Source organism: Mesorhizobium sp. M0217 (assembly GCF_040321955.1).
Lineage (GTDB): Bacteria > Pseudomonadota > Alphaproteobacteria > Rhizobiales > Rhizobiaceae > Mesorhizobium.
This window is the reverse complement of sequence record NZ_JAMYSN010000039.1, coordinates 18,066-36,625: the sequence shown is the minus strand read 5'-3', so window position 1 is coordinate 36,625 and position 18,560 is coordinate 18,066. Positions and strand designations below refer to the sequence as shown.

The 18,560-nt window shown below is 63.4% G+C and carries 16 protein-coding genes and 1 pseudogene; 8 read left to right on the top strand and 9 right to left on the bottom strand.

Translation table 11 applies throughout. The features are described 5' to 3' along the window. Nucleotides 1-91: 91 nt before the first annotated feature. Complete coding sequence (locus NKJ18_RS30930) at nt 92-628, bottom strand: L,D-transpeptidase family protein (RefSeq protein WP_196813612.1); 537 nt, start codon at nt 626-628, stop codon at nt 92-94. A 145-nt stretch (nt 629-773) separates the two neighbouring features. Here NKJ18_RS30930 and NKJ18_RS30925 point away from each other — a divergent pair, with 145 nt between their 5' ends. Further along, complete coding sequence (locus tag NKJ18_RS30925) at nt 774-1,457, top strand: response regulator transcription factor (protein ID WP_023670493.1); 684 nt, start codon at nt 774-776, stop codon at nt 1,455-1,457. 177 nt (nt 1,458-1,634) lie between these two features. Continuing rightward, on the top strand, nt 1,635-2,090 hold the full coding sequence (locus NKJ18_RS30920) for a cyclic nucleotide-binding domain-containing protein (protein WP_023730228.1): 456 nt from the start codon (nt 1,635-1,637) through the stop codon (nt 2,088-2,090). A gap of 164 nt (nt 2,091-2,254) precedes the next feature. Here the strand turns inward: NKJ18_RS30920 and xth are convergent, their stop codons facing one another. The 6 genes from xth to tesB all read right to left on the bottom strand — a co-directional run bounded on the left by xth (nt 2,255) and on the right by tesB (nt 9,989). Next, nucleotides 2,255-3,061 carry an exodeoxyribonuclease III gene (gene xth, locus NKJ18_RS30915; RefSeq protein ID WP_023670495.1) on the bottom strand — a complete coding sequence of 269 codons (807 nt, stop codon included), beginning with the start codon at nt 3,059-3,061 and terminating at the stop codon, nt 2,255-2,257. A 198-nt stretch (nt 3,062-3,259) separates the two neighbouring features. After that, nucleotides 3,260-3,940, bottom strand: a complete 681-nt coding sequence (locus NKJ18_RS30910) for an outer-membrane lipoprotein carrier protein LolA (protein WP_023683897.1) — start codon at nt 3,938-3,940, stop codon at nt 3,260-3,262. A 138-nt stretch (nt 3,941-4,078) separates the two neighbouring features. Further along, nucleotides 4,079-6,748, bottom strand: coding sequence for a DNA translocase FtsK (locus tag NKJ18_RS30905; protein WP_352761307.1), 2,670 nt, complete (start codon nt 6,746-6,748; stop codon nt 4,079-4,081). A 346-nt stretch (nt 6,749-7,094) separates the two neighbouring features. Continuing rightward, nucleotides 7,095-8,543, bottom strand: coding sequence for an ammonium transporter (locus tag NKJ18_RS30900; RefSeq protein ID WP_373420142.1), 1,449 nt, complete (start codon nt 8,541-8,543; stop codon nt 7,095-7,097). A 13-nt stretch (nt 8,544-8,556) separates the two neighbouring features. Next, nucleotides 8,557-8,895: a P-II family nitrogen regulator gene (locus NKJ18_RS30895; RefSeq protein WP_023670499.1), complete on the bottom strand. Its 339-nt coding sequence runs from the start codon at nt 8,893-8,895 to the stop codon at nt 8,557-8,559. Nucleotides 8,896-9,113: 218 nt separating this feature from the next. Beyond that, complete coding sequence (gene tesB / locus NKJ18_RS30890) at nt 9,114-9,989, bottom strand: acyl-CoA thioesterase II (RefSeq protein WP_352761306.1); 876 nt, start codon at nt 9,987-9,989, stop codon at nt 9,114-9,116. Nucleotides 9,990-10,101: 112 nt separating this feature from the next. Here tesB and NKJ18_RS30885 point away from each other — a divergent pair, with 112 nt between their 5' ends. Further along, complete coding sequence (locus NKJ18_RS30885) at nt 10,102-11,358, top strand: ubiquinone biosynthesis hydroxylase (RefSeq protein WP_023726060.1); 1,257 nt, start codon at nt 10,102-10,104, stop codon at nt 11,356-11,358. Nucleotides 11,359-11,380: 22 nt separating this feature from the next. Here the strand turns inward: NKJ18_RS30885 and plsY are convergent. Next, nucleotides 11,381-12,020, bottom strand: a pseudogene (plsY, locus tag NKJ18_RS30880) (glycerol-3-phosphate 1-O-acyltransferase PlsY). 17 nt (nt 12,021-12,037) lie between these two features. Then, on the bottom strand, nt 12,038-12,568 hold the full coding sequence (locus NKJ18_RS30875; protein ID WP_352761304.1) for a hypothetical protein: 531 nt from the start codon (nt 12,566-12,568) through the stop codon (nt 12,038-12,040). A gap of 401 nt (nt 12,569-12,969) precedes the next feature. Here NKJ18_RS30875 and NKJ18_RS30870 point away from each other — a divergent pair, with 401 nt between their 5' ends. From NKJ18_RS30870 to NKJ18_RS30850, 5 genes are all read left to right on the top strand, one after another. Next, nucleotides 12,970-13,941, top strand: a complete 972-nt coding sequence (locus tag NKJ18_RS30870) for a substrate-binding domain-containing protein (protein WP_352761311.1) — start codon at nt 12,970-12,972, stop codon at nt 13,939-13,941. Between the two features lie 68 nt (nt 13,942-14,009). Then, nucleotides 14,010-15,536 (top strand): sugar ABC transporter ATP-binding protein, encoded by a 1,527-nt coding sequence (locus tag NKJ18_RS30865; protein ID WP_023736787.1) that lies wholly within the window; start codon nt 14,010-14,012, stop codon nt 15,534-15,536. 17 nt (nt 15,537-15,553) lie between these two features. Beyond that, nucleotides 15,554-16,540: an ABC transporter permease gene (locus tag NKJ18_RS30860; protein WP_352761309.1), complete on the top strand. Its 987-nt coding sequence runs from the start codon at nt 15,554-15,556 to the stop codon at nt 16,538-16,540. A 1-nt stretch (nt 16,541) separates the two neighbouring features. Further along, nucleotides 16,542-17,522: a sugar-binding transcriptional regulator gene (locus tag NKJ18_RS30855; protein WP_352520774.1), complete on the top strand. Its 981-nt coding sequence runs from the start codon at nt 16,542-16,544 to the stop codon at nt 17,520-17,522. Beyond that, complete coding sequence (locus tag NKJ18_RS30850; RefSeq protein WP_352761301.1) at nt 17,512-18,507, top strand: aldo/keto reductase; 996 nt, start codon at nt 17,512-17,514, stop codon at nt 18,505-18,507. The genes NKJ18_RS30855 and NKJ18_RS30850 overlap by 11 nt, the downstream gene beginning before the upstream one ends. Nucleotides 18,508-18,560: the final 53 nt, after the last annotated feature.

Below are 18,560 nucleotides of genomic sequence, written 5' to 3'. Positions count from 1 at the left end.
CAAAAGCCTCGACCCAGAACCCTACTCCCTACTCCCTTCACCCTACACCCTACTCCCTACTCCCTACTCCCTACTCCCTACTCCCTACTCCCTACCTCACCACCCTCACCACCGTCCGGTCCGACACCAGCGGCAACAGCCGCGCCATTGTCCGCGCTGTCACCGCCACGCAGCCTTGCGTCGGTGTGAAGCCTGGGCGCGCCAGATGGAAGAAGATGGCGCTGCCGCGGCCGCGCCGGCGCGGCGCCATGTTCCAGTCGAGCACCAGGCAGGCGTCATAGAGGCGGTCGTCGCGCCGCATTCGCTCATGGCTGGCGCCATAGGGGATTTTCACCGGCCGGTTGTAGTTGCGGTCGTCCGGCACCTCGCACCAGCCGAGATCGGCGCCGATCGGCGCCATCGCCAGCCGGGTTTTGCGGCCGGCCGCGAAATGATCGCCCCGAAAATATCCTGACAAAATCCGCATCTCGCCAAGCGGCGTCGCACCGTCGCCTTCGCGCTTGTTGGCTGAGATGCCGCCGCGTCCGAGCGCGCAGGCAAACACCTTGCTGCCGGCCTGCAATATCCCCTGGCTGGGGTTGCCCGGCCTCGCCCGAACCACCAGCACACGCAGCCCTTTCGGCAAAATTGCGCCGGCTGCATTGCGATCGCGTTTTTTCTTGTATGATCGTGTCACGGAACAAATCACTGTGATCGGACTGTTGCGCCGGTCAGCTTCCGCATAAATGGGGGGCGGTCAACTGAAAATTCTTTTCAAAACAATGGATTGATCCATGACATCACGTACCATTCTGATCGTTGACGACGATGACGACCTGCGCGGAACCCTCGTCGAGCAACTGGCCCTTTACGAAGAATTCGACGTCTTGCAGGAAGCGACCGCCGCCAAAGGCGTCGCCGCGGCGCGCGGCGGGCTCATCGACCTGCTCATCATGGACGTCGGGCTGCCCGACATGGATGGCCGCGAGGCGGTGAAGATCCTGCGCAAGGGCGGCTACAAGGCGCCGATCATCATGCTGACCGGCCACGATACCGATTCCGACACAATTCTGGGCCTCGAGGCCGGCGCCAACGACTATGTCACCAAGCCGTTCCGCTTCGCCGTGCTGCTCGCCCGCATACGCGCACAACTGCGCCAGCACGAGCAGAGCGAAGACGCCACCTTTTCGGTCGGGCCCTACACGTTCAAGCCCAGCCAGAAGCTTCTGATCGACCAGCGCGGCGGCAAGGTGCGGCTGACCGAGAAGGAAGCCTCGATCATCAAATATCTCTATCGAGCCGACCAGAAGGTGGTGACGCGCGACGTCCTGCTCGAGGAAGTGTGGGGCTACAATTCCGGCGTCACAACGCACACGCTCGAAACTCACGTCTACCGGCTGCGCCAGAAGATCGAGCGCGATCCTTCCAATGCTGAAATTCTTGTGACAGAAAGCGGCGGCTACAAGCTGGTTCCTTAAACTTTTCATTGTTCAATAAGCGGTCGGGGCGGGACTGTTTCGGGGAGGATCCGGCTGGGGGAGCCTGGATCGGCCCGCTGCGCAGATTGAAGTGTTAGAGCGTCCTTTGCGCGTTCAATTGGACACGCGGCGCTCTAAGGGAGGGATTGGACTGACCGTTCGGGGACGCAGCTAGAGATGGCGCTGGATGACGACATCCGCATCCTGTCCGCCGTGAAGCTCTTTGAGGGTTTCACGCAGGAACAGCTGCGCCTGCTCGCCTTCGGCGCCGAAGCCACCCATCTGCAGGCCGACCGCAAGCTGTACCGCGAGGATGACGAAGCCGACTCGGCCTATATCGTGGTCAGTGGCCGCATCGTGCTCTACCGGGAGCAGGATGGCGACCGCATCCCGATCGGCACCGCCGGCCCCGGCACGATCCTCAGCGAACTGGCGCTGATCGCCGACTCAAGACGGCTGACCAGCGCCTCGGCCGAGACCGATTCGGAAGTGATAAGGTTGAGCCGCAAGATGTTTCGCCGCATCCTGGAGGAATATCCCGAGGTGGCGGTGAAACTGCACCAGCGCATCCTCGATGATTTCCAGGCCATGATCGCCCGCATCGAGAAGCTGGCGCCAAGGTTTGGCGGGTAGGTCCCCGCGACCGCGCTCACGCTTGGGTGTGTCGAGATTCAGGTCAGGCCGAGTCGAAAATGGCTGATACCGAGAACCGGAGCGGAGCGTACTCAAAGTACGCGAGCACCGGAAGCGCAGGTATCGGCCATTTGCAGGCCGGCCTCACCTGAATATCGGCCCGCCTAATCCAGGTCGAACCGCGCAATCACCGGCACATGGTCCGAGGGCCGCTCCCAGCCACGCGCCTCTCGCAGGATCTCATAGCCGGCAAAGCTCGGCACCAGGTTCGGTGACGACCAGACATGGTCGAGCCGGCGGCCGCGGTTCGAGGCTTCCCAGTCCCGCGCGCGATAGCTCCACCAGGTGTAGAGCTTCTGCTCTGGCGGCACGTCGAGCCGCATCAGGTCGACCCAGTCGCCGGCGATCCGCATCGCGTCGAAATTTTGCGTCTCGACCGGCGTGTGGCTGACGACGTTGAGCAATTGCTTGTGCGACCAGACATCGTGCTCCTGCGGAGCGATGTTGAGGTCGCCGACCAGGATCGAGGCCGACACCTCGTCATGCGCGGCGCGGATGGCGTTCATCTCGGCAACGAAATCGAGCTTGTGGCGGAACTTGCGGTTGATCTCCGGATCGGGCTCGTCGCCGCCGGCCGGCACGTAGAAATTGTGGACCAGGATTGCCTTGCCGCCGGCCTGCACCTTGACCGACAGATGCCGGCTGTCATCGATCTCGCAGAAGCGCCGTTTCTCGACAATCTCGATCGGCCGCCGCGCCACCGTCGCAACGCCGTGATAGCCCTTCTGGCCATGGAATGCGATGTGCTCGTAGCCGGCCTTGCGGAACGCCTTTTCCGGAAACAGCTCGTCGGGAACCTTCGTCTCCTGCAGGCAAAGCACATCGGGCGCCTGCTCCGTCAGGAGCCGCTCGACGATCGGCATGCGCAGGCGCACGGAATTGATGTTCCAGGTGGCGATGGAGAAGGGCATGCGGCGATCCGAACAAGGTCGCCGATCTACTGCCAGCCGAGCGCTACAAACACAAGCCAGCCTTTGCGGGCGGCGGCCCTGATTCAGGTCAGGCCGAGTCGAAAATGGTGGTCTCCGAGAACCGGAGCGGAGCGTACTTAAACCACGTGAGCGCCGGAAGCGCAGGAGATCGCCATTTGCAGGCCGGCCTGACCGGATCTAGCGGTGGTTGGTGTTCAGCTCGCGGTTCGCCGTATAGTCGATGGCGAACGTATCCGCAGGGAAGCTGACGCCTTCCTTGGTGTTGTAGATCATCACCGTGGTGTCCTTGCCCTGCGCGTCGGTGATGGTCCACTGGCGCAGATCATAGGATTTCGGATCGAACATCATAGTGATCTTCGAATTGCCGAACACCGACTTGTCGGCAAGCTGGATGGTGGTGAGGTCGCTCTCTTCCTTGATCGATTTCACGCGGCCCCCCGAGAGGTCGATCTTGGTGTCGAGCAACAGCTTCAGCGGCGTCTTCGACAACGGATAGAGATCGGACGTTTTCAGCCGCTTGTTGAGGATGACCACCGACTTGCCGTCGGAAATCACCCGGAAATTCGACTTGCCGTCATAGTTGAAGCGAATCTTGCCTGGCCGCTCAAGGAAGAACTTGCCGCCGGTCTGCTGGTTGTTGGGGCCGAACTGGACGAACTCGCCGCTCATCGATTTGACCGAGGAGAAATGGTCGGCGATCTTTTGCGCCGTCGGCGGCACCGCCGCCTGCGCCGAGGCCAGGAGCTGGAACCCCGGCACGACGTTGATGGCCGCGGCGCCGGCAAGCATCAGGCCAAGGCCGAGCAACTGGCGACGGTTTGGAGCGAAATCGCTGATCGCGGAAAGATCGTTTTTCATGCCGGTCACTCTCGTGTGGTGTGTGTCTCGTTGCAGTCCGTGGACCCCCAGTTAGACTTAAGTTTGGCGGGCCGGACAGCGCTCAGTCGCTGTAACGCGCCAAAAGGTTCAAGGTTGCCGCCGGGCCGTATCGGCTGATCAGAACTTGTCGTCCTCGGTCGGCACCAGGATTTCGCGTTTGCCGGCATGGTTGGCCGGGCCGACAATGCCTTCCTTCTCCATCTTCTCGATGATCGAGGCGGCGCGGTTGTAGCCGATGCCGAGCCGGCGCTGGATATAGCTGGTCGACGCCTTGCCGTCGCGCAGCACGACCGAGACCGCCTGGTCGTAGGGATCGTCGGAATCCTCGAAATTGCTGTTGCCGCCACCACCAGCGCCGCCCCTGCCCGACGGCTCGTCATCGTCCTCGCCGTCATCCTCGGTGATGGCGTCGAGATATTCGGGCACGCCCTGCAGCTTCAGATGGGCGACGATCTTCTCGACCTCGTCGTCGGCGACGAACGGGCCGTGCACGCGCTGGATGCGGCCGCCGCCGGCCATGTACAGCATGTCGCCCATGCCGAGCAGCTGCTCGGCGCCCTGCTCGCCCAGAATGGTGCGGCTGTCGATCTTCGACGTCACCTGAAAGGAGATACGGGTCGGGAAATTGGCCTTGATGGTGCCGGTGATGACGTCGACCGACGGACGCTGCGTCGCCATGATTACATGGATGCCGGCCGCGCGCGCCATCTGTGCCAGGCGCTGCACCGCGCCTTCGATGTCCTTGCCGGCTACCATCATCAAATCGGCCATCTCGTCGATGATGACGACGATGTAGGGCATCGGCTCAAGATCGAGGTTCTCGGTCTCGTAGATCGCCTCGCCGGTCTGGCGGTCGAAGCCGGTCTGCACGGTGCGCGAGATTTTTTCGCCCTTCTTTTCAGCCAACTGCACGCGCGCGTTGAAGCCGTCGATGTTGCGCACCCCGACCTTGGACATCTTGCGGTAGCGGTCCTCCATCTCGCGCACCGTCCACTTCAACGCCACCACGGCCTTCTTCGGGTCGGTGACCACCGGCGTCAGAAGGTGCGGGATGCCGTCATAGACGGAAAGTTCGAGCATCTTCGGGTCGATCATGATCAGCCGGCAGTCCTGCGGCGTCAGCTTGTAGAGCAGCGACAGGATCATGGTGTTGATGGCGACGGACTTGCCGGAGCCGGTGGTGCCTGCGACCAGCACATGCGGCATCTTGGCGATGTCGACGATCACCGCCTCGCCATTGATGGTCTTGCCCAGCGCCAGCGCCAGCTTGGACTTGGTCGTCTCGAAATCGCGGCTGGCCAGGATCTCCCGGAGATAGACGGTCTCGCGCTTGGCATTCGGCAATTCGATGCCGATGGCGTTGCGGCCGGGCACCACGGCGACGCGGCAGGCAATCGCGCTCATCGAGCGGGCGATGTCGTCGGACAGGCCGATGACGCGCGACGATTTGATGCCGGGCGCCGGCTCCAACTCATAGAGCGTGACCACCGGGCCGGGCCGTACCGCGATAATCTCGCCCTTGACGCCGAAATCCTCCAGAACGCCTTCGAGCAGGCGCGCATTCTGCTCCAGCGCGTCCTTGGACAGGCTGGCGTCGCGCACCACGTTCTTCGGCTCCGACAGGAAATGCAGCGACGGCATTTCGAATGTTTCCGAGCCGATCAGCGAGGTCTGCGCCTCGCGCTGGACGCGCGCGCCGGGAGCGGGACGCGGCGCAGGTGCGGCGACGCGGGTCGCTGCATCGGAGCGGAAGTTCTGCACCTTGGCGTTCGTCGCGGCACGGCGCTGGACCGGCTCGTCGTCGAGTTCGACCTCCTCGTCGCCATTGTCGAAACCGGCATCGAGGACGTCGTCATCGTCCGGATCGACGGAAACGCTGCGGTCATTGACCATGGCGGCGAAGAACTCCGGCTCGACGCGGGCGCGGCCATCCGGGCTCATCCGCGCTTCGGCGAATTCCGCCGATTCGACCCGTTCGGCGGCGCGGCGCCATGCGGTGGAGCGCTGCTCCATCTCCGGCTCGAACTCGTCGCGCTCCTGCTGGCGGCGCACAGCCCGGCGATGCATCCAGGCGCGGAAAGACAGCCACCAGTGGGTAACGGCGCCGAGCGCCAGTATCCCCTCGTCGCCCTCGTCCTCGTCTTCGTCGAAGAGCAGGTCGTCCTCTCGGGGATCGGGCTCCGCGGTGCGCTCCATGACGGCAAAGCCGTTCTTGCGCGCAATCAGCGCCGAGCCATAGGCAAACAGCCACAGCGCCGGCGCAATGAGCACCATGGCAATGATGCTGGCAACGATGCCGGTCGGGTAGCCGCCAATGACCAGGCCCGGAATATTGAGCACCATGTCGCCGAACACGCCACCGAGGCCGGTCGGCAACGGCCACGTCTTGGGCGGCACCACGCAGCCGGCCATCGCCGCCGCGAGCAGCGCGAAGCCGAACCAGGCAAGGCCGCGCTTCGGCAGCCTGTCGACGCCGCGCGCCGAAAACAGGAGAAAGCCCCAGATCACCGCCGGCACCAGGGCGGCAACCGCGGCAAGGCCGAAGAACTGCATGGCGAGGTCGGAGAATACCGCGCCCGCATAGCCCATGGCGTTGGTGACGATGTTGTCGGTGGCGTGCGAGAAGCTGGGATCGGCGACGTTCCAGGTCGCCAGCGCCGCGACGCCAAAGGCGACCAGCGCAAACAGGCCGGCGCCGACCAGCCGCCCGACCTGGCGCCGCGCGAATGCCTGGATGCCGTGCCCCGTATCGGTCAGCGCGAGCGGTGCTGAAGCCCCTGAACGCATGCTTCGTTCCCCGTCTGTCATGGACTGGCCGGGCGCATGACGCACTCCGGCAGATTCGGATGTCAAACTATCGGGGGGAAGGTTAAGGCCGCATTAACTATACGCACCCAGAGCCACGATCTTGCTCACTCCACTGTAGGCAGTCTCAACAGTTCGGAACCAATCCGGTCGACGTCTCCCCGCCGGCGGCCATCACTAGAACGTGATTGCGCAGGGACCGAGGCCTGCCAGCACGGTTGCCAAAAAGAGAGGCCCGGAATGACCCGGGCCTCAAAGCGTGAACTCCTTTCGGGAGCGTCACGACGGGATGGGAGAATGCGGGGCGGCCGAGGCCGCCCCGCAAGGCTTACGAGTGGTAGGCCGCTTCGCCATGCGAAGTCAGGTCGAGGCCTTCGCGCTCGGCGTCGGCTGTCGGACGCAGACCGATGATCAAGTCGACGACCTTGTAGAGGATTGCGCTGCCGATGCCCGACCACAGCAGGGTTACCAGGACGCCTTTGCCCTGCGCCAGCAGCTGCGTGGCCGTGCCGGCATAGCCGGCGGCGAAGTCGGCCGTCGAATAGTCGACGATGCCGGCGCCGCCGAGGGCGGGATTGACCAGAATGCCAGTGCCTAGCGCACCGATGATGCCACCGACGCAGTGGACGCCGAAGACATCGAGGCTGTCATCATAGTCGAACGTGTTCTTCACCACCGAGACGAAGAAGTAGCAGACGAAGGTGGCAACGATGCCAAGCACGATAGCGCCCATCGGGCCGGCAAAACCTGCAGCCGGCGTAATCGCGACGAGGCCGGTGACCGCGCCCGAAACAGCGCCGAGCATGGAGGCTTTGCCGCGCAGCAGCGATTCAAGCACGATCCAGGCCACTGCCGCCGCCGCCGTGGCGACGAAGGTGTTGATCATCGCCAGCACCGCATAGGCGTTCGCTTCGAGGTTCGAACCGGCGTTGAAGCCGAACCAGCCGACCCACAGCAATGAAGCGCCGACCATGGTCAGCGTCATCGAGTGCGGCGCCATGATGTCCTTCTTGTAGCCGATGCGCTTGCCGATCATCAGCGCGCCGACGAGACCGGCAATGCCCGCATTGATGTGAACGACCGTGCCGCCGGCGAAGTCGATGGCGCCGAAGCTGAAGATCAGGCCGGACGGGTCGGCATAGGCGCTCGGGCCGCCCCAGAACCAGACCATGTGCGCGATCGGGAAGTAGATTAACGTCACCCATAGGATAACGAAAAGGATCAAGGCGGAGAATTTGACGCGTTCGGCGAATGCGCCGACGATCAGGGCGGGCGTGATGCAGGCGAAGGTCATCTGGAAGACGACGAACACCAGTTCAGGAATGGCGACGCCCTTGCTGAAGGTTTCCGAAAGCGTCGATACGTTGACGCCGGAGAGAAACATCTTCGAAAGGCCGCCGACGAAGGCGTTGCCCGGGGTGAAGGCGAGGCTGTAGCCGTAGAAGACCCAGATGATCATGACCACGCTGGTGATGGTGAAGACCTGCATCAGCACCGACAGCATGTTCTTGGTACGAACCAGGCCGCCGTAGAAAAGCGCAAGGCCGGGAATGGTCATCAACAGCACCAGCACGGTGGAAATCATCATCCACGTGGTGTCGCCCTTGTCGACGGTAAAAGCCGGCGCTGCTGGCGCTGCCGCCGCGACGGCGGGAGCCGCCTCCTGCGCGAAGGCAGCAACCGTGCCCAATGCTCCGAGCGCTAAGGAGCCCAGCAGCGCGGAGCGCGCCACTGACTTCAAGGTGGAAGGTATATTCATTGAACTCTCCATTGGAATACGTGTTCGCCGCTCAAAGTGCGTCGGTGTCTGTTTCGCCGGTACGGATGCGCACCGCCTGATCGATGCCGAAGACGAAGATCTTGCCGTCGCCGATCTGGCCGGTCTTGGCCGCCGCCGTGATGGCTTCGACGGCCTTGTCGACCAGGTCTGTGCTAACCGCGACTTCGATCTTGATTTTCGGCAGGAAACTGACCGCGTATTCCGCCCCGCGATAGATTTCCGTGTGTCCCTTCTGACGCCCGTAGCCTTTGACTTCGGTGACGGTCAGGCCCTGGATGCCGACGGCGGTGAGCGCTTCGCGCACCTCGTCGAGCTTGAACGGCTTGATGATTGCCATCACGATTTTCATAAGGTTTCACCCTTTGCTGTTGCGGTCCCCCGCGTTTGCACACCTTCACCGATCCCAAAAAGCCCGGAGAGTGCCCAACAGGATTCAAGCTCCGTGCCAGTTGCCGAAGCAGGGTGTTAACTCATTGTAAACAAACGGATCGCTCGAGTCCCGGCGCCACGGTGCGCACTGTCAACGGACAGTCACTGATTAAAAAGTAGGCAATTTTTCGAAAATGCCTATTCCACAGGCGGCCGCTTCAGCCGGATCAGGCCTTCTTGGGCAACCGAGGCGATCAGCGTGCCGTCGCGGGCAAACAGCGAGCCGCGGGTGAAGCCGCGCGACCCCTGCGTCGACGGGCTGTCCTGCGTGTACAGGATCCAGTCATCGAGCGGATGGCTGCGATGGAACCACATCGCATGGTCGAGGCTCGCCGCCTGGATGTCGCGGTCGAAAATGGCGCGGCCGTGCGCAAAGGTCGAGGTGTCGAGCAGCGTCATGTCGGAGAGGTAGGCAAGCACCGCCGCCTGGATGCCGCGGTCGGCCGGCACCGGGCCGGTGGTGCGGATCCAGATGTTCTGCTGCGGCTCCAGCTTTTCGCGGCTGGTGTAATGCTTCAGCATCACCGGCTTCATCTCGATCGGCCGGTCACGCTCCCAGTAGCGCTTGATGCCGTCCGGCACCGCCTCGCCGAACTTGCCCAGCAATTCGCGCTGCGACAACAGGCTGTCGGGCGGCGGCACGTCGCGCGGCATCGGCAGCTGATGCTCAAGGCCAACCTCGTCCTGCTGGAACGAGGCTTCCAGCGAAAAGATCGCCTGGCCGTGCTGGATCGCCACCACGCGCCGCGTGGTGAAGGAGCCGCCATCGCGGATGCGGTCGACCTCGTAGACGATCGGCACCTTGGTGTCGCCGGGCCGCATGAAATAGCCGTGCAGCGAATGCACGTGGCGCTCGGGCTCGACGGTGCGCTGCGCGGCGACCAGCGCCTGGGCGATGGTCTGGCCGCCGAAAACGCGCTGCCAGTCGAGCTTGGGGCTGCGACCACGGTACAGATTGTGTTCCAGCTGCTCGAGGTCGAGAATGCTGAGAAGCTCGTCCATGGCCGCCGTCATGCTTCGTGACCTCGCCGTAAGATGCTATGGCGGTTTCCGACAGGAATGGCGGGCAGTCAAGGCCGGAATGCCCCAGTGGGCGGGGATGGTCGAGACTTCGAAAGGAATTGACATGGCGAACCGCAACCCGGACGCAAAAACCCCGCTCGACGTGCTGGTCGCTGGCGCCGGCTATGTCGGCCTCGCCGCCGCCGTGTCGCTGAAACAGGCGCGGCCGGGCCTCGCCGTGGCTGTCGTTGATGCTGCCCCCGCCGGCGTCTGGCAGAAGGACCGCCGCGCCTCGGCGATCGCCGCCGCCGCCTGCCGCATGCTCGACCAGCTCGGCGTCTGGCAGGAAATCGTCGGGCAATCGCAGGCGATCACCGAGATGATCGTCACCGATTCGCGCACCGCCGATCCGGTGCGTCCGGTGTTTCTCACCTTCGATGGCGAGGTCGCGCCGGGCGAACCGTTCGCCCACATGGTCGCCAACAAGGACCTGAACAGCGCCTTGCGCCGCCGCGCGCAAAAGCTCGGCATCGACATCATCGAAGGTGTCGCGGTCGCATCGTTCGACGGCAATGGCGCCGGCATCACCGTGCATCTGGCCGACGGCGCGGCGATTGAGGCGCGGCTGCTGGTCGCCGCCGACGGCGTCAATTCCAAATTGCGCGACATGGCCGGCATCAAGACGGTGAAATGGGAATATGGCCAGTCCGGCATCGTCTGCACGGTGGCGCATGAGCGCCCGCACAATGGCCGCGCCGAAGAGCATTTTCTGCCGGCCGGCCCGTTTGCAACGCTGCCGCTCAAGCCGACCGAGGACGGCACCAACCGTTCGTCGCTGGTCTGGGTCGAACGTTCCGAGGATGCCGAAAAGCTGGTCTCGGGCGACGACCTCGTCTTCGAGCAGGAGCTTGAATTGCGCTTCGGCCTGAAGCTCGGCGAAATCCGCGTCACCGACAAGCCGCGCGCCTGGCCGCTCGGCCTGACCATCGCGCGCGCCTTTGTCGCCCCGCGCATCGCGCTTGCCGGCGACGCCGCGCACGGCATCCACCCGATCGCCGGCCAGGGCCTCAATCTCGGCTTCAAGGATGTGGCGGCCCTTGCTGAAGTGGTGGTCGAGGCCGATCGCTTGGGACAGGATATCGGCGCGCTCGACGTGCTCGAGCGCTACCAGCAATGGCGCCGCTTCGACACGGTGCAGATGGGCGTCACCACAGATGTGCTGAACCGGCTGTTTTCCAACGACATCGGCCCGCTGCGCCAGCTCCGCGACATAGGCCTCGGCCTTGTCGAACGGATGCCCAGGCTGAAGGAGTTCTTCATCCGCCAGGCGTCGGGGTTGTCCAACGGCACACCACGGCTGCTCAAGGGTGAGGCGATTTAGGCCGGGAATGAGTGCCGCTTTGTCATAGACGCGGCTCGGCTCCTGACATCAGCCGCGCAATGTTGGCGCGGTGGCGCACGATCACGTAGATGCCGCCGGCGATGACCAGCAACCGGTAGGGCAATGGTTGTTCCATGCCGCCGACGAGGGCGATCGCGGTGAGCGCCGCCAGCATCGAACTCAGGGACACAATTCGGGAAACTGCCAACACCACGGCAAATGCCGTCGCCGCGCCTAGACCCACAGGCCAGGACATCGCCAACAAAACACCCAACCCCGTCGCAGCCGATTTGCCGCCGGTGAAATTCAGCCAGATCGAACGGCTATGCCCAAGCAAAACAGCGAGTCCGGCCAGGCATAGAACCCAAGGAACCCAAACGGGCATATCAGATATTGCCGACGGCGGCGTTGCGGAAGACCAGAAACAAAACCAACGGGGCAAAGATGACCGCTGCCGCCCCATTCAGCACGTCCACCAGAAGCACCACCAATGCTGGCCATTTCCCGAGTGTGCGCAATACATTTGTCGCACCGGTGGACTTGGAGCCGTGCTCCCGGATATCGATGCCCTTAAGCAGTTTCCCCGCCAGGTAGCCGGCAGGCGTAGAGCCGATAAGGTAAGCGGCAGCCGATCCTGCCACGCTCGCTATCCAGAATGACATGCGGCCCGGGCTGTTTCTCAGTTGACCTCAAACCCCAGCTTCTGCCGCAGTCGCAGCATGCGTTGGTCGGCGACCTTGAAACTCTGCTCGCCGCTCTTGGCAACACGATCCAGCATCTGCAGCAGATCTTCGCGCTCGTGGGGATCGAGGCGCTCGCGCAGGAAGGGCGCCAGCTTGTCGATGACGATCGTCGTGTCGTCGATCTGCGCTGCGGCCCATTTGGCGTAGACGACGGCTTCATCGGTCTTCTTCTGGTTGTCCGCAATCTGCGAGATCACCTCGCGGATGACCGTTTCACGCTTCGGAAGCATCGGGCCGTGCTCCGCTGCCAGTGCGGTGATCAGCGTTGCCGCCGCCACCACCGGATCGTCGATCGCCGTCAGCGGCGACAGCGCCGCCTGCTTGCGCAGCTTCTTGCGCCTTATGTTGCCCTGGACGCGGCCGACGACGTCGGCGACCTCGCGCGCGGCTTCGTTCATGGCCTTCATGCGATACCACCAGAACGCCCCGGCTCCCAGCACGCCGAGAATAGCAATCAGGAAAGGCATGTCGAATTCCCCCGAAAATGCGGCGACGATAGGAGAACTCCGGCGTTGCTTCAACACGCAAGAATTGTATCTGATGAGAAAACAGAGCTGGCCCCCTAATCATCCAGACGCCGAGATCGGACGTCCTGGGTTCAGGTCGCTCGTCACGGGCATCTGATGGTGCACCGCTTGGCGATAACGCCGACTTCGCATCCACCCCACCCCACCTGCAAGATATTTCACATACTGATATTTCGTTCGCCATCATTGACATGCCACAAATCCCGCCGTATTCAATCTCGCCAGAGATTTCATCTTATGAAATTTCTTGCAAAGCTGATGCGACGAGGCTTTCATCGTCGGGGAACCCGGAGGAGAGAATGAACAGGATTGGGCTGGTGGGCGCGCTGAGCGCCGCTGTGATGACGTTGACCCTGGCGATACCGGCGTCGGCAGAGAGCAAGTTTCAGTGCAAGCCGGATGAGACCTACGTGATGAACGTCATGGTCTCCGCGCATCCCTATTGGGTGCCGGTCTATCAGGGCTTCAAGCAGGCGGCTGCGGCGATGGGCTGCAAGACAGTGTTTTCGGGCACGCCGGACTATGACATCGCCAAGCAGATCGCTTCCTTCGAACAGGATCTGATCAAGAAGCCGGCCGGCGTGCTGCTGCACCCGATGCAGGCCGATCCGTTCATCGAGCCGATCAACCGCGCCATCGAGAACGGCACCACCGTCGTCACCTTCGCCGCCGACTCGCCAAAATCCAAGCGCGTCTCCTACATCACCTCGGACAATCTGGCGGAAGCCAAGTTTGCCGCCGAGGAGATCGTCAAGCAGGTCGGCGACGACGCCGAATATGGCGTGCTTGAGAACCCCGGCCAGAGCAACCACGATCTGCGCGTCACCGCCTTCATCGACTATCTCGCCAAGAACTATCCGAAGATGAAGCTGGTCGGACGCCAGGCCTCCAACCAGGACGCCAATGTCGCCAACAAGGCGGTGGCTTCGATGCTGCAGGCCAACCCGAACCTCAAGGCACTGTGGATTCCTGAAGCCGGCTCGGCTGAAGGCGCGGTCGCGGCCGTTCTCGAAGCCAAGGCCAAGGTGCTGATCATGCATGCCGACATCACCCCGGCGACGCTGGAGCAGATCAAGGCCGGCAACATCCACATGGCGCTGAGCCCTAACCAGGGCATGCAGGGCTATCTCGGCTTCATCGCCACCTTCATGGCGGCGCATCCGGAGCTGATCGACCCGTTCAACGACTACAAGACGTCGGGCCACAACCCGATGAGCATCCCCTTCGCCGATAACGGCTTTGCCGTCATCACCAAGGAGAATGCCGACTCGTTCGACCTGAACAAGTACATGCAGGGCCGCGATCCCAGCTGATCCGACCATTGGGCAGCCGCGCCGCTTGGCGCGGTTGCCTCCATCTTCCTGAGCAGTCGAGAACCTCCGTGGAAAAACCGGCCCTCCTCAAAATATCCGGCCTCAGCAAATCGTTCGGCCCTGTCCGTGCGTTGCGCGATGTCGGGTTCGAGCTGCGCGCCGGCGAAATCCACGCCATTGCCGGCGAGAACGGCGCCGGCAAGTCGACGTTGATGAAGGTGATCGACGGCATACTGCCGCCCGACAGCGGCGACATCCAGATCGACGGCCGCTCCGTTTCGATCCCCTCGCCGCTGGCGGCGCAAAAGCTCGGCATCGGCTTCGTTCATCAGGAGATCGCGCTCTGCCCCGATGTCTCGGTGGCCGAAAACATCTTCATGTCGATCACCAACGCCAGCAAGGCGCTGCTGATGAATTACCGCGACCTCGAGAAACGTGCGACAGCCATCCTGGCGCGACTTGGCAACATCGATCCAACCGCAATGGTGCGGAGCCTGTCGATCTCCCAGCAGCAGCTGGTCGAGATTGCCAAGGCGCTGACGCTCGATTGCCGCGTCCTCATCTTCGACGAGCCGACGGCAGCGCTGACCGAGCGCGAGGCCAAGAAACTGTTCGAGATCATCCACCAGCTTGCCGGCGTAGGCATCGGCATCATCTACATCTCGCACCGCATGGCCGAAATCTTCGAAAATTGCGACCGCGTCACGGTGCTGCGCGACGGCCGGTACATCACCACGCTCGACATATCGGCGACGACGCCCGAACAGGTGGTGGCGTCCATGGTCGGCCGCGTCATCGACAGCCTCTATCCCGAGAAGCTGCGCGACGACGAGCGGGCTGAGGAAATCCTGCTCGAGGTTAACAAGCTCTCGGAAGCAACCACCTTCCGCGACATCAGCTTCCAGTTGCGCAAGGGCGAAATCCTCGGCATTGGCGGCCTGATCGGCGCCGGTCGCAGCGAGATCGTTCGGGGTGTCTGCCGGCTGGAGGGTCAGGTGACCGGCAATGTCAGCCTGCATGGCAAGCCGCTGTCGCTGACCCATTATGGCGACAGCATCGCCGCCGGCATCGTCTACCTCTCCGAGGACCGCAAGGGTGACGGGCTGTTCCTCGATATGTCGATCGCCGCCAACATTTCGGCGCTGGCGGTGGATCGGATCTCGAGCCGCTTCGGCCTCATCAACGATCGCCGCGAGAAGCAGCGGGCGGAGACGATCGGCAGGCAGCTGTCCTTGAAGTGCGGCCATGTCGGCCAGCCGGTTTCGACGCTGTCGGGTGGCAACCAACAGAAGGTGGCGATCGCCAAGATGCTGTCGGTAGACCCGAAAGTGATCTTCCTCGACGAGCCGACGCGCGGCGTCGATGTCGGCGCCAAGGCCGAAATCCACCGGATCCTGCGCAAGCTGGCGCGCGACGGCGTCGGCATCGTGGTCATCTCGTCGGAACTGCCGGAACTGATCGGTGTCTGCGACCGGGTGCTGATCGTACGCGAGGGACGCATCACCGGCGAGGTCACCGGCGCGGAAATGACCGAAGAAAACATCATGGTCCTGGCATCGCTTGCCGATGACGGCCGGCAACGGAGCGCCGCATGAGCATCGTGGGGGAAAGCATGGACAGCGTGACGCCGCCGGCCCGCATCGGGTTCGGTGAAAGGCTTGGCGGCCTGATCAGGATGCGCGAGACCGGTCTGATCCTCATCATCGCCGTGCTCTTTGCGGTCATGTCGTTCGCATCGCCGTACTTCCTGACCTGGGACAACATGCGGGCGATGGCGATGGCCTTCGCGGTCGAAGGCATCGTCGTCGTCGGCATGACGATCCTTCTGATCTCAGGCGGCATCGACCTTTCGGTCGGTTCGGTCACCGCACTCGCCATGGTCATTGCCGGCCTGCTGTTCCTCGGCGGTGTCGACCCTTGGCTGGCATCGCTGGTTGCCATCGCTGCATGCGCCGGCATCGGCGGATTCATGGGCTTCTTCGTCACCCGAGTGGGACTGCACCACTTCATCGTCTCGCTGGCGGTAATGGTGATCGCGCGCGGGCTCTGCTTGCTTGGCACCGGCGGCCGGCCGCTCGGGCTCTACACACTGCCGCCCGAGTTCAAATTCATCGGCCAGGGCGCCATTGGCGGCATTCCGGTCGTCATCATTATCTTCATCGTCTTCGTCATCCTGTCCGACTTCATGCTGCGCCGCACGACGATTTTCCGCAAAGTCTTCTACACCGGCAGCAATGAGAAGGCGGCCGCCTATTCCGGCATCCGCACCAAGAAGGTCGTGTTCCTGACGACGACGCTCTGCTCGACCCTGTGCGGCTTTGCCGGCGTGATCTACATGGCCCGTTTCGGCTCGGCCCAGCCGACCTTCGGCTCCGGCATGGAACTAAACGTCATCGCCGCCGCGGTGATCGGCGGCGCCAGCCTGACCGGCGGCTCCGGCACCATTCTCGGCGCCATCCTCGGCACCATCCTGCTCTCCGTCGTTTCAAGCTCGCTCGCTCTGCTCGACGTGTCCGTCTATTGGCAGGACATCATCCGCGGGTCCATTCTGCTGACGGCGGTCACCGCCGATTACTACTTCAACAAGCGGCGGGGCTGAGATGGCGGACGGCAGGGAAGATTTCGAGGCGATCCGGCAGATCCATACCGTTCTGGTGCTGCACTTCGTCGACGGCATGAAGCAGAACGACATTGCAGCGGCGCTCAACCTTTCGGCGTCGAAAGTCAATCGGCTGATCGCGCAAGGGCGCAAGCTCGGCATGCTGAGGATCGCGGTCGAGAGCCCGTTCCAGCGCCTTGTCGACATCGAAAAGCAGCTGATCGAGGTCGCGCAACTGGCGGCCGCGATCGTGACGCCGACCGTGGCCGGCAGTCCCGACAGCACGCTGCAGCAAGTGGGACGCGCGGCGGCCAACCAGTTGCTCGAGACCTTGCGCGACGGCGACGTCATTGCCATCACCGGCGGCAAGGCGATCAGCGCGCTGGTCGAAAACCTGCAGCCCGAGCGCGCCTTCGACGTCACCGTCGTGCCGCTGACCGGCGGCGTCCAGGGCAAGCACTATACCGACGTCAACCATCTGGCGACGCGGCTGGCCGAACGCCTCGGCGGTACCAGCATGCTCTTGCACGCGCCGCTCTTTGCCGAAAGCCGCGAGCAGCGCGATCTCCTGCTGGACATGGCCTCGGTGCGCGAAATCTTCGACCTGGCGCGCAAAGCCGCGATCGCGCTGGTCGGCGTCGGCTCGATTCAGACGCCGGGGTCGAGCTACTACGACCTCCACCCCGGCCTCGATCCCGACCGCGAAAAACTCGCCGCCAGCGGCGCGGTCGGCGAGTTCCTTGCGCATCTGATCCGCGACGACGGCACGCTGGCCGACTATCCGCCCAATGACCGCCTGGTGGCGCTGGCGCCGCCAGAACTCGGTCGCTGCCGGTCGGTGATGGGGGTGGCCAGCGGCGCCGAGAAAGTCTGGCCAATCCGTGCCGCGCTTCGCGGCAACTATCTCAAATCACTGGTCGTCGACGAAGAGACGGCCAATGCAGTCCTGAGCAATGCGGGGAGCATACGCAATGTCGCCTGAAATGTTGACGCGCACCATTGGCGCGTCGGGAATATCCGCCTCCGCAATCGGCCTTGGCACCTGGGCCATTGGCGGCTGGATGTGGGGCGGCACCGACGAGGCGCAATCCATCGACACCATCCGCGCCTCGATCGACGAAGGCGTTTCGCTGATCGACACCGCGCCGGCCTACGGCAAGGGGCTGTCCGAGGAAATCGTCGGCAAGGCGATCAAGGGCCGCCGCGACAAGGTCGTGCTCGCCACCAAGCTTGGGCTGATCTGGCACGCGAAAAAGGGCAACCACTTCTTCGACTATGACGGCGCGCCTGTGCATCGCTATCTCGGTGCCGACTCTGTCGTCTACGAAGTCGAGCAGAGCCTGCGCCGTCTCGGCACCGACCACATCGACCACTACATCACCCACTGGCAGGATCCGACGACGCCGGTCGCTGAAACGATGGAAGCGCTCGACCGGCTGAAAACCCAGGGCAAGATCCGCTCCATCGGCGCCAGCAATGTCAGCGTCGCCGATGTGAAGGCCTATCTCGCGGCCGGCCAGCTCGATGCGGTCCAGCAGGAATACAGCATGGTTGCGCGCGACATAGAACAAGACCTGTTGCCCTTCTGCGCCGGGAACAACGTGTCGGTGCTCAGCTATTCCTCCCTGGCGCTCGGTCTGCTCTCGGGCAAGATCGGTCCCGACCGCGTCTTTACCGGCGACGACCAGCGCAAGGACAATCCGCGCTTCTCGCTCGCCAACCGCCGCAAGGTGGCAGCGCTGATGGAAGCGATCAAGCCGAGTGCCGAGGCGCACGGCGCCAGCGAGGCGCAGGTGGTCATCGCCTGGACGCTGCAGCAGCCCGGCATCACCTTCTCACTCTGCGGCGCGCGCAGCCCGCAGCAAGCCAGGGAAAACGCGCAGGCCGGCCGCATCAAATTGTCGGGACAGGAGATCAACCAGATCAGTGAGGCCGCCAGCCGCCATCTGACCAATCTCGACGCCTGACCGCCACCAGTAACCCGAACCAAGTTGAGCTGCCGTCCACCGGACGGCAGAAC

Excerpts from the sequence above, each read along its gene's own strand:
- xth (WP_023670495.1), bottom strand. The coding sequence starts at position 3,061 with ATGCCCTTCTCCATCGCCACCTGGAACATCAATTCCGTGCGCCTGCGC.
- NKJ18_RS30910 (WP_023683897.1), bottom strand. The coding sequence starts at position 3,940 with ATGAAAAACGATCTTTCCGCGATCAGCGATTTCGCTCCAAACCGTCGC.
- tesB (WP_352761306.1), bottom strand. The coding sequence starts at position 9,989 with ATGACGGCGGCCATGGACGAGCTTCTCAGCATTCTCGACCTCGAGCAG.
- NKJ18_RS30870 (WP_352761311.1), top strand. The coding sequence starts at position 12,970 with ATGACGTTGACCCTGGCGATACCGGCGTCGGCAGAGAGCAAGTTTCAG.
- NKJ18_RS30855 (WP_352520774.1), top strand. The coding sequence starts at position 16,542 with ATGGCGGACGGCAGGGAAGATTTCGAGGCGATCCGGCAGATCCATACC.
- NKJ18_RS30875 (WP_352761304.1), bottom strand. The coding sequence starts at position 12,568 with ATGCCTTTCCTGATTGCTATTCTCGGCGTGCTGGGAGCCGGGGCGTTC.
- NKJ18_RS30905 (WP_352761307.1), bottom strand. The coding sequence starts at position 6,748 with ATGCGTTCAGGGGCTTCAGCACCGCTCGCGCTGACCGATACGGGGCAC.
- NKJ18_RS30895 (WP_023670499.1), bottom strand. The coding sequence starts at position 8,895 with ATGAAAATCGTGATGGCAATCATCAAGCCGTTCAAGCTCGACGAGGTG.
- NKJ18_RS30920 (WP_023730228.1), top strand. The coding sequence starts at position 1,635 with ATGGCGCTGGATGACGACATCCGCATCCTGTCCGCCGTGAAGCTCTTT.
- NKJ18_RS30885 (WP_023726060.1), top strand. The coding sequence starts at position 10,102 with ATGGCGAACCGCAACCCGGACGCAAAAACCCCGCTCGACGTGCTGGTC.
- NKJ18_RS30860 (WP_352761309.1), top strand. The coding sequence starts at position 15,554 with ATGGACAGCGTGACGCCGCCGGCCCGCATCGGGTTCGGTGAAAGGCTT.
- NKJ18_RS30850 (WP_352761301.1), top strand. The coding sequence starts at position 17,512 with ATGTCGCCTGAAATGTTGACGCGCACCATTGGCGCGTCGGGAATATCC.
- NKJ18_RS30925 (WP_023670493.1), top strand. The coding sequence starts at position 774 with ATGACATCACGTACCATTCTGATCGTTGACGACGATGACGACCTGCGC.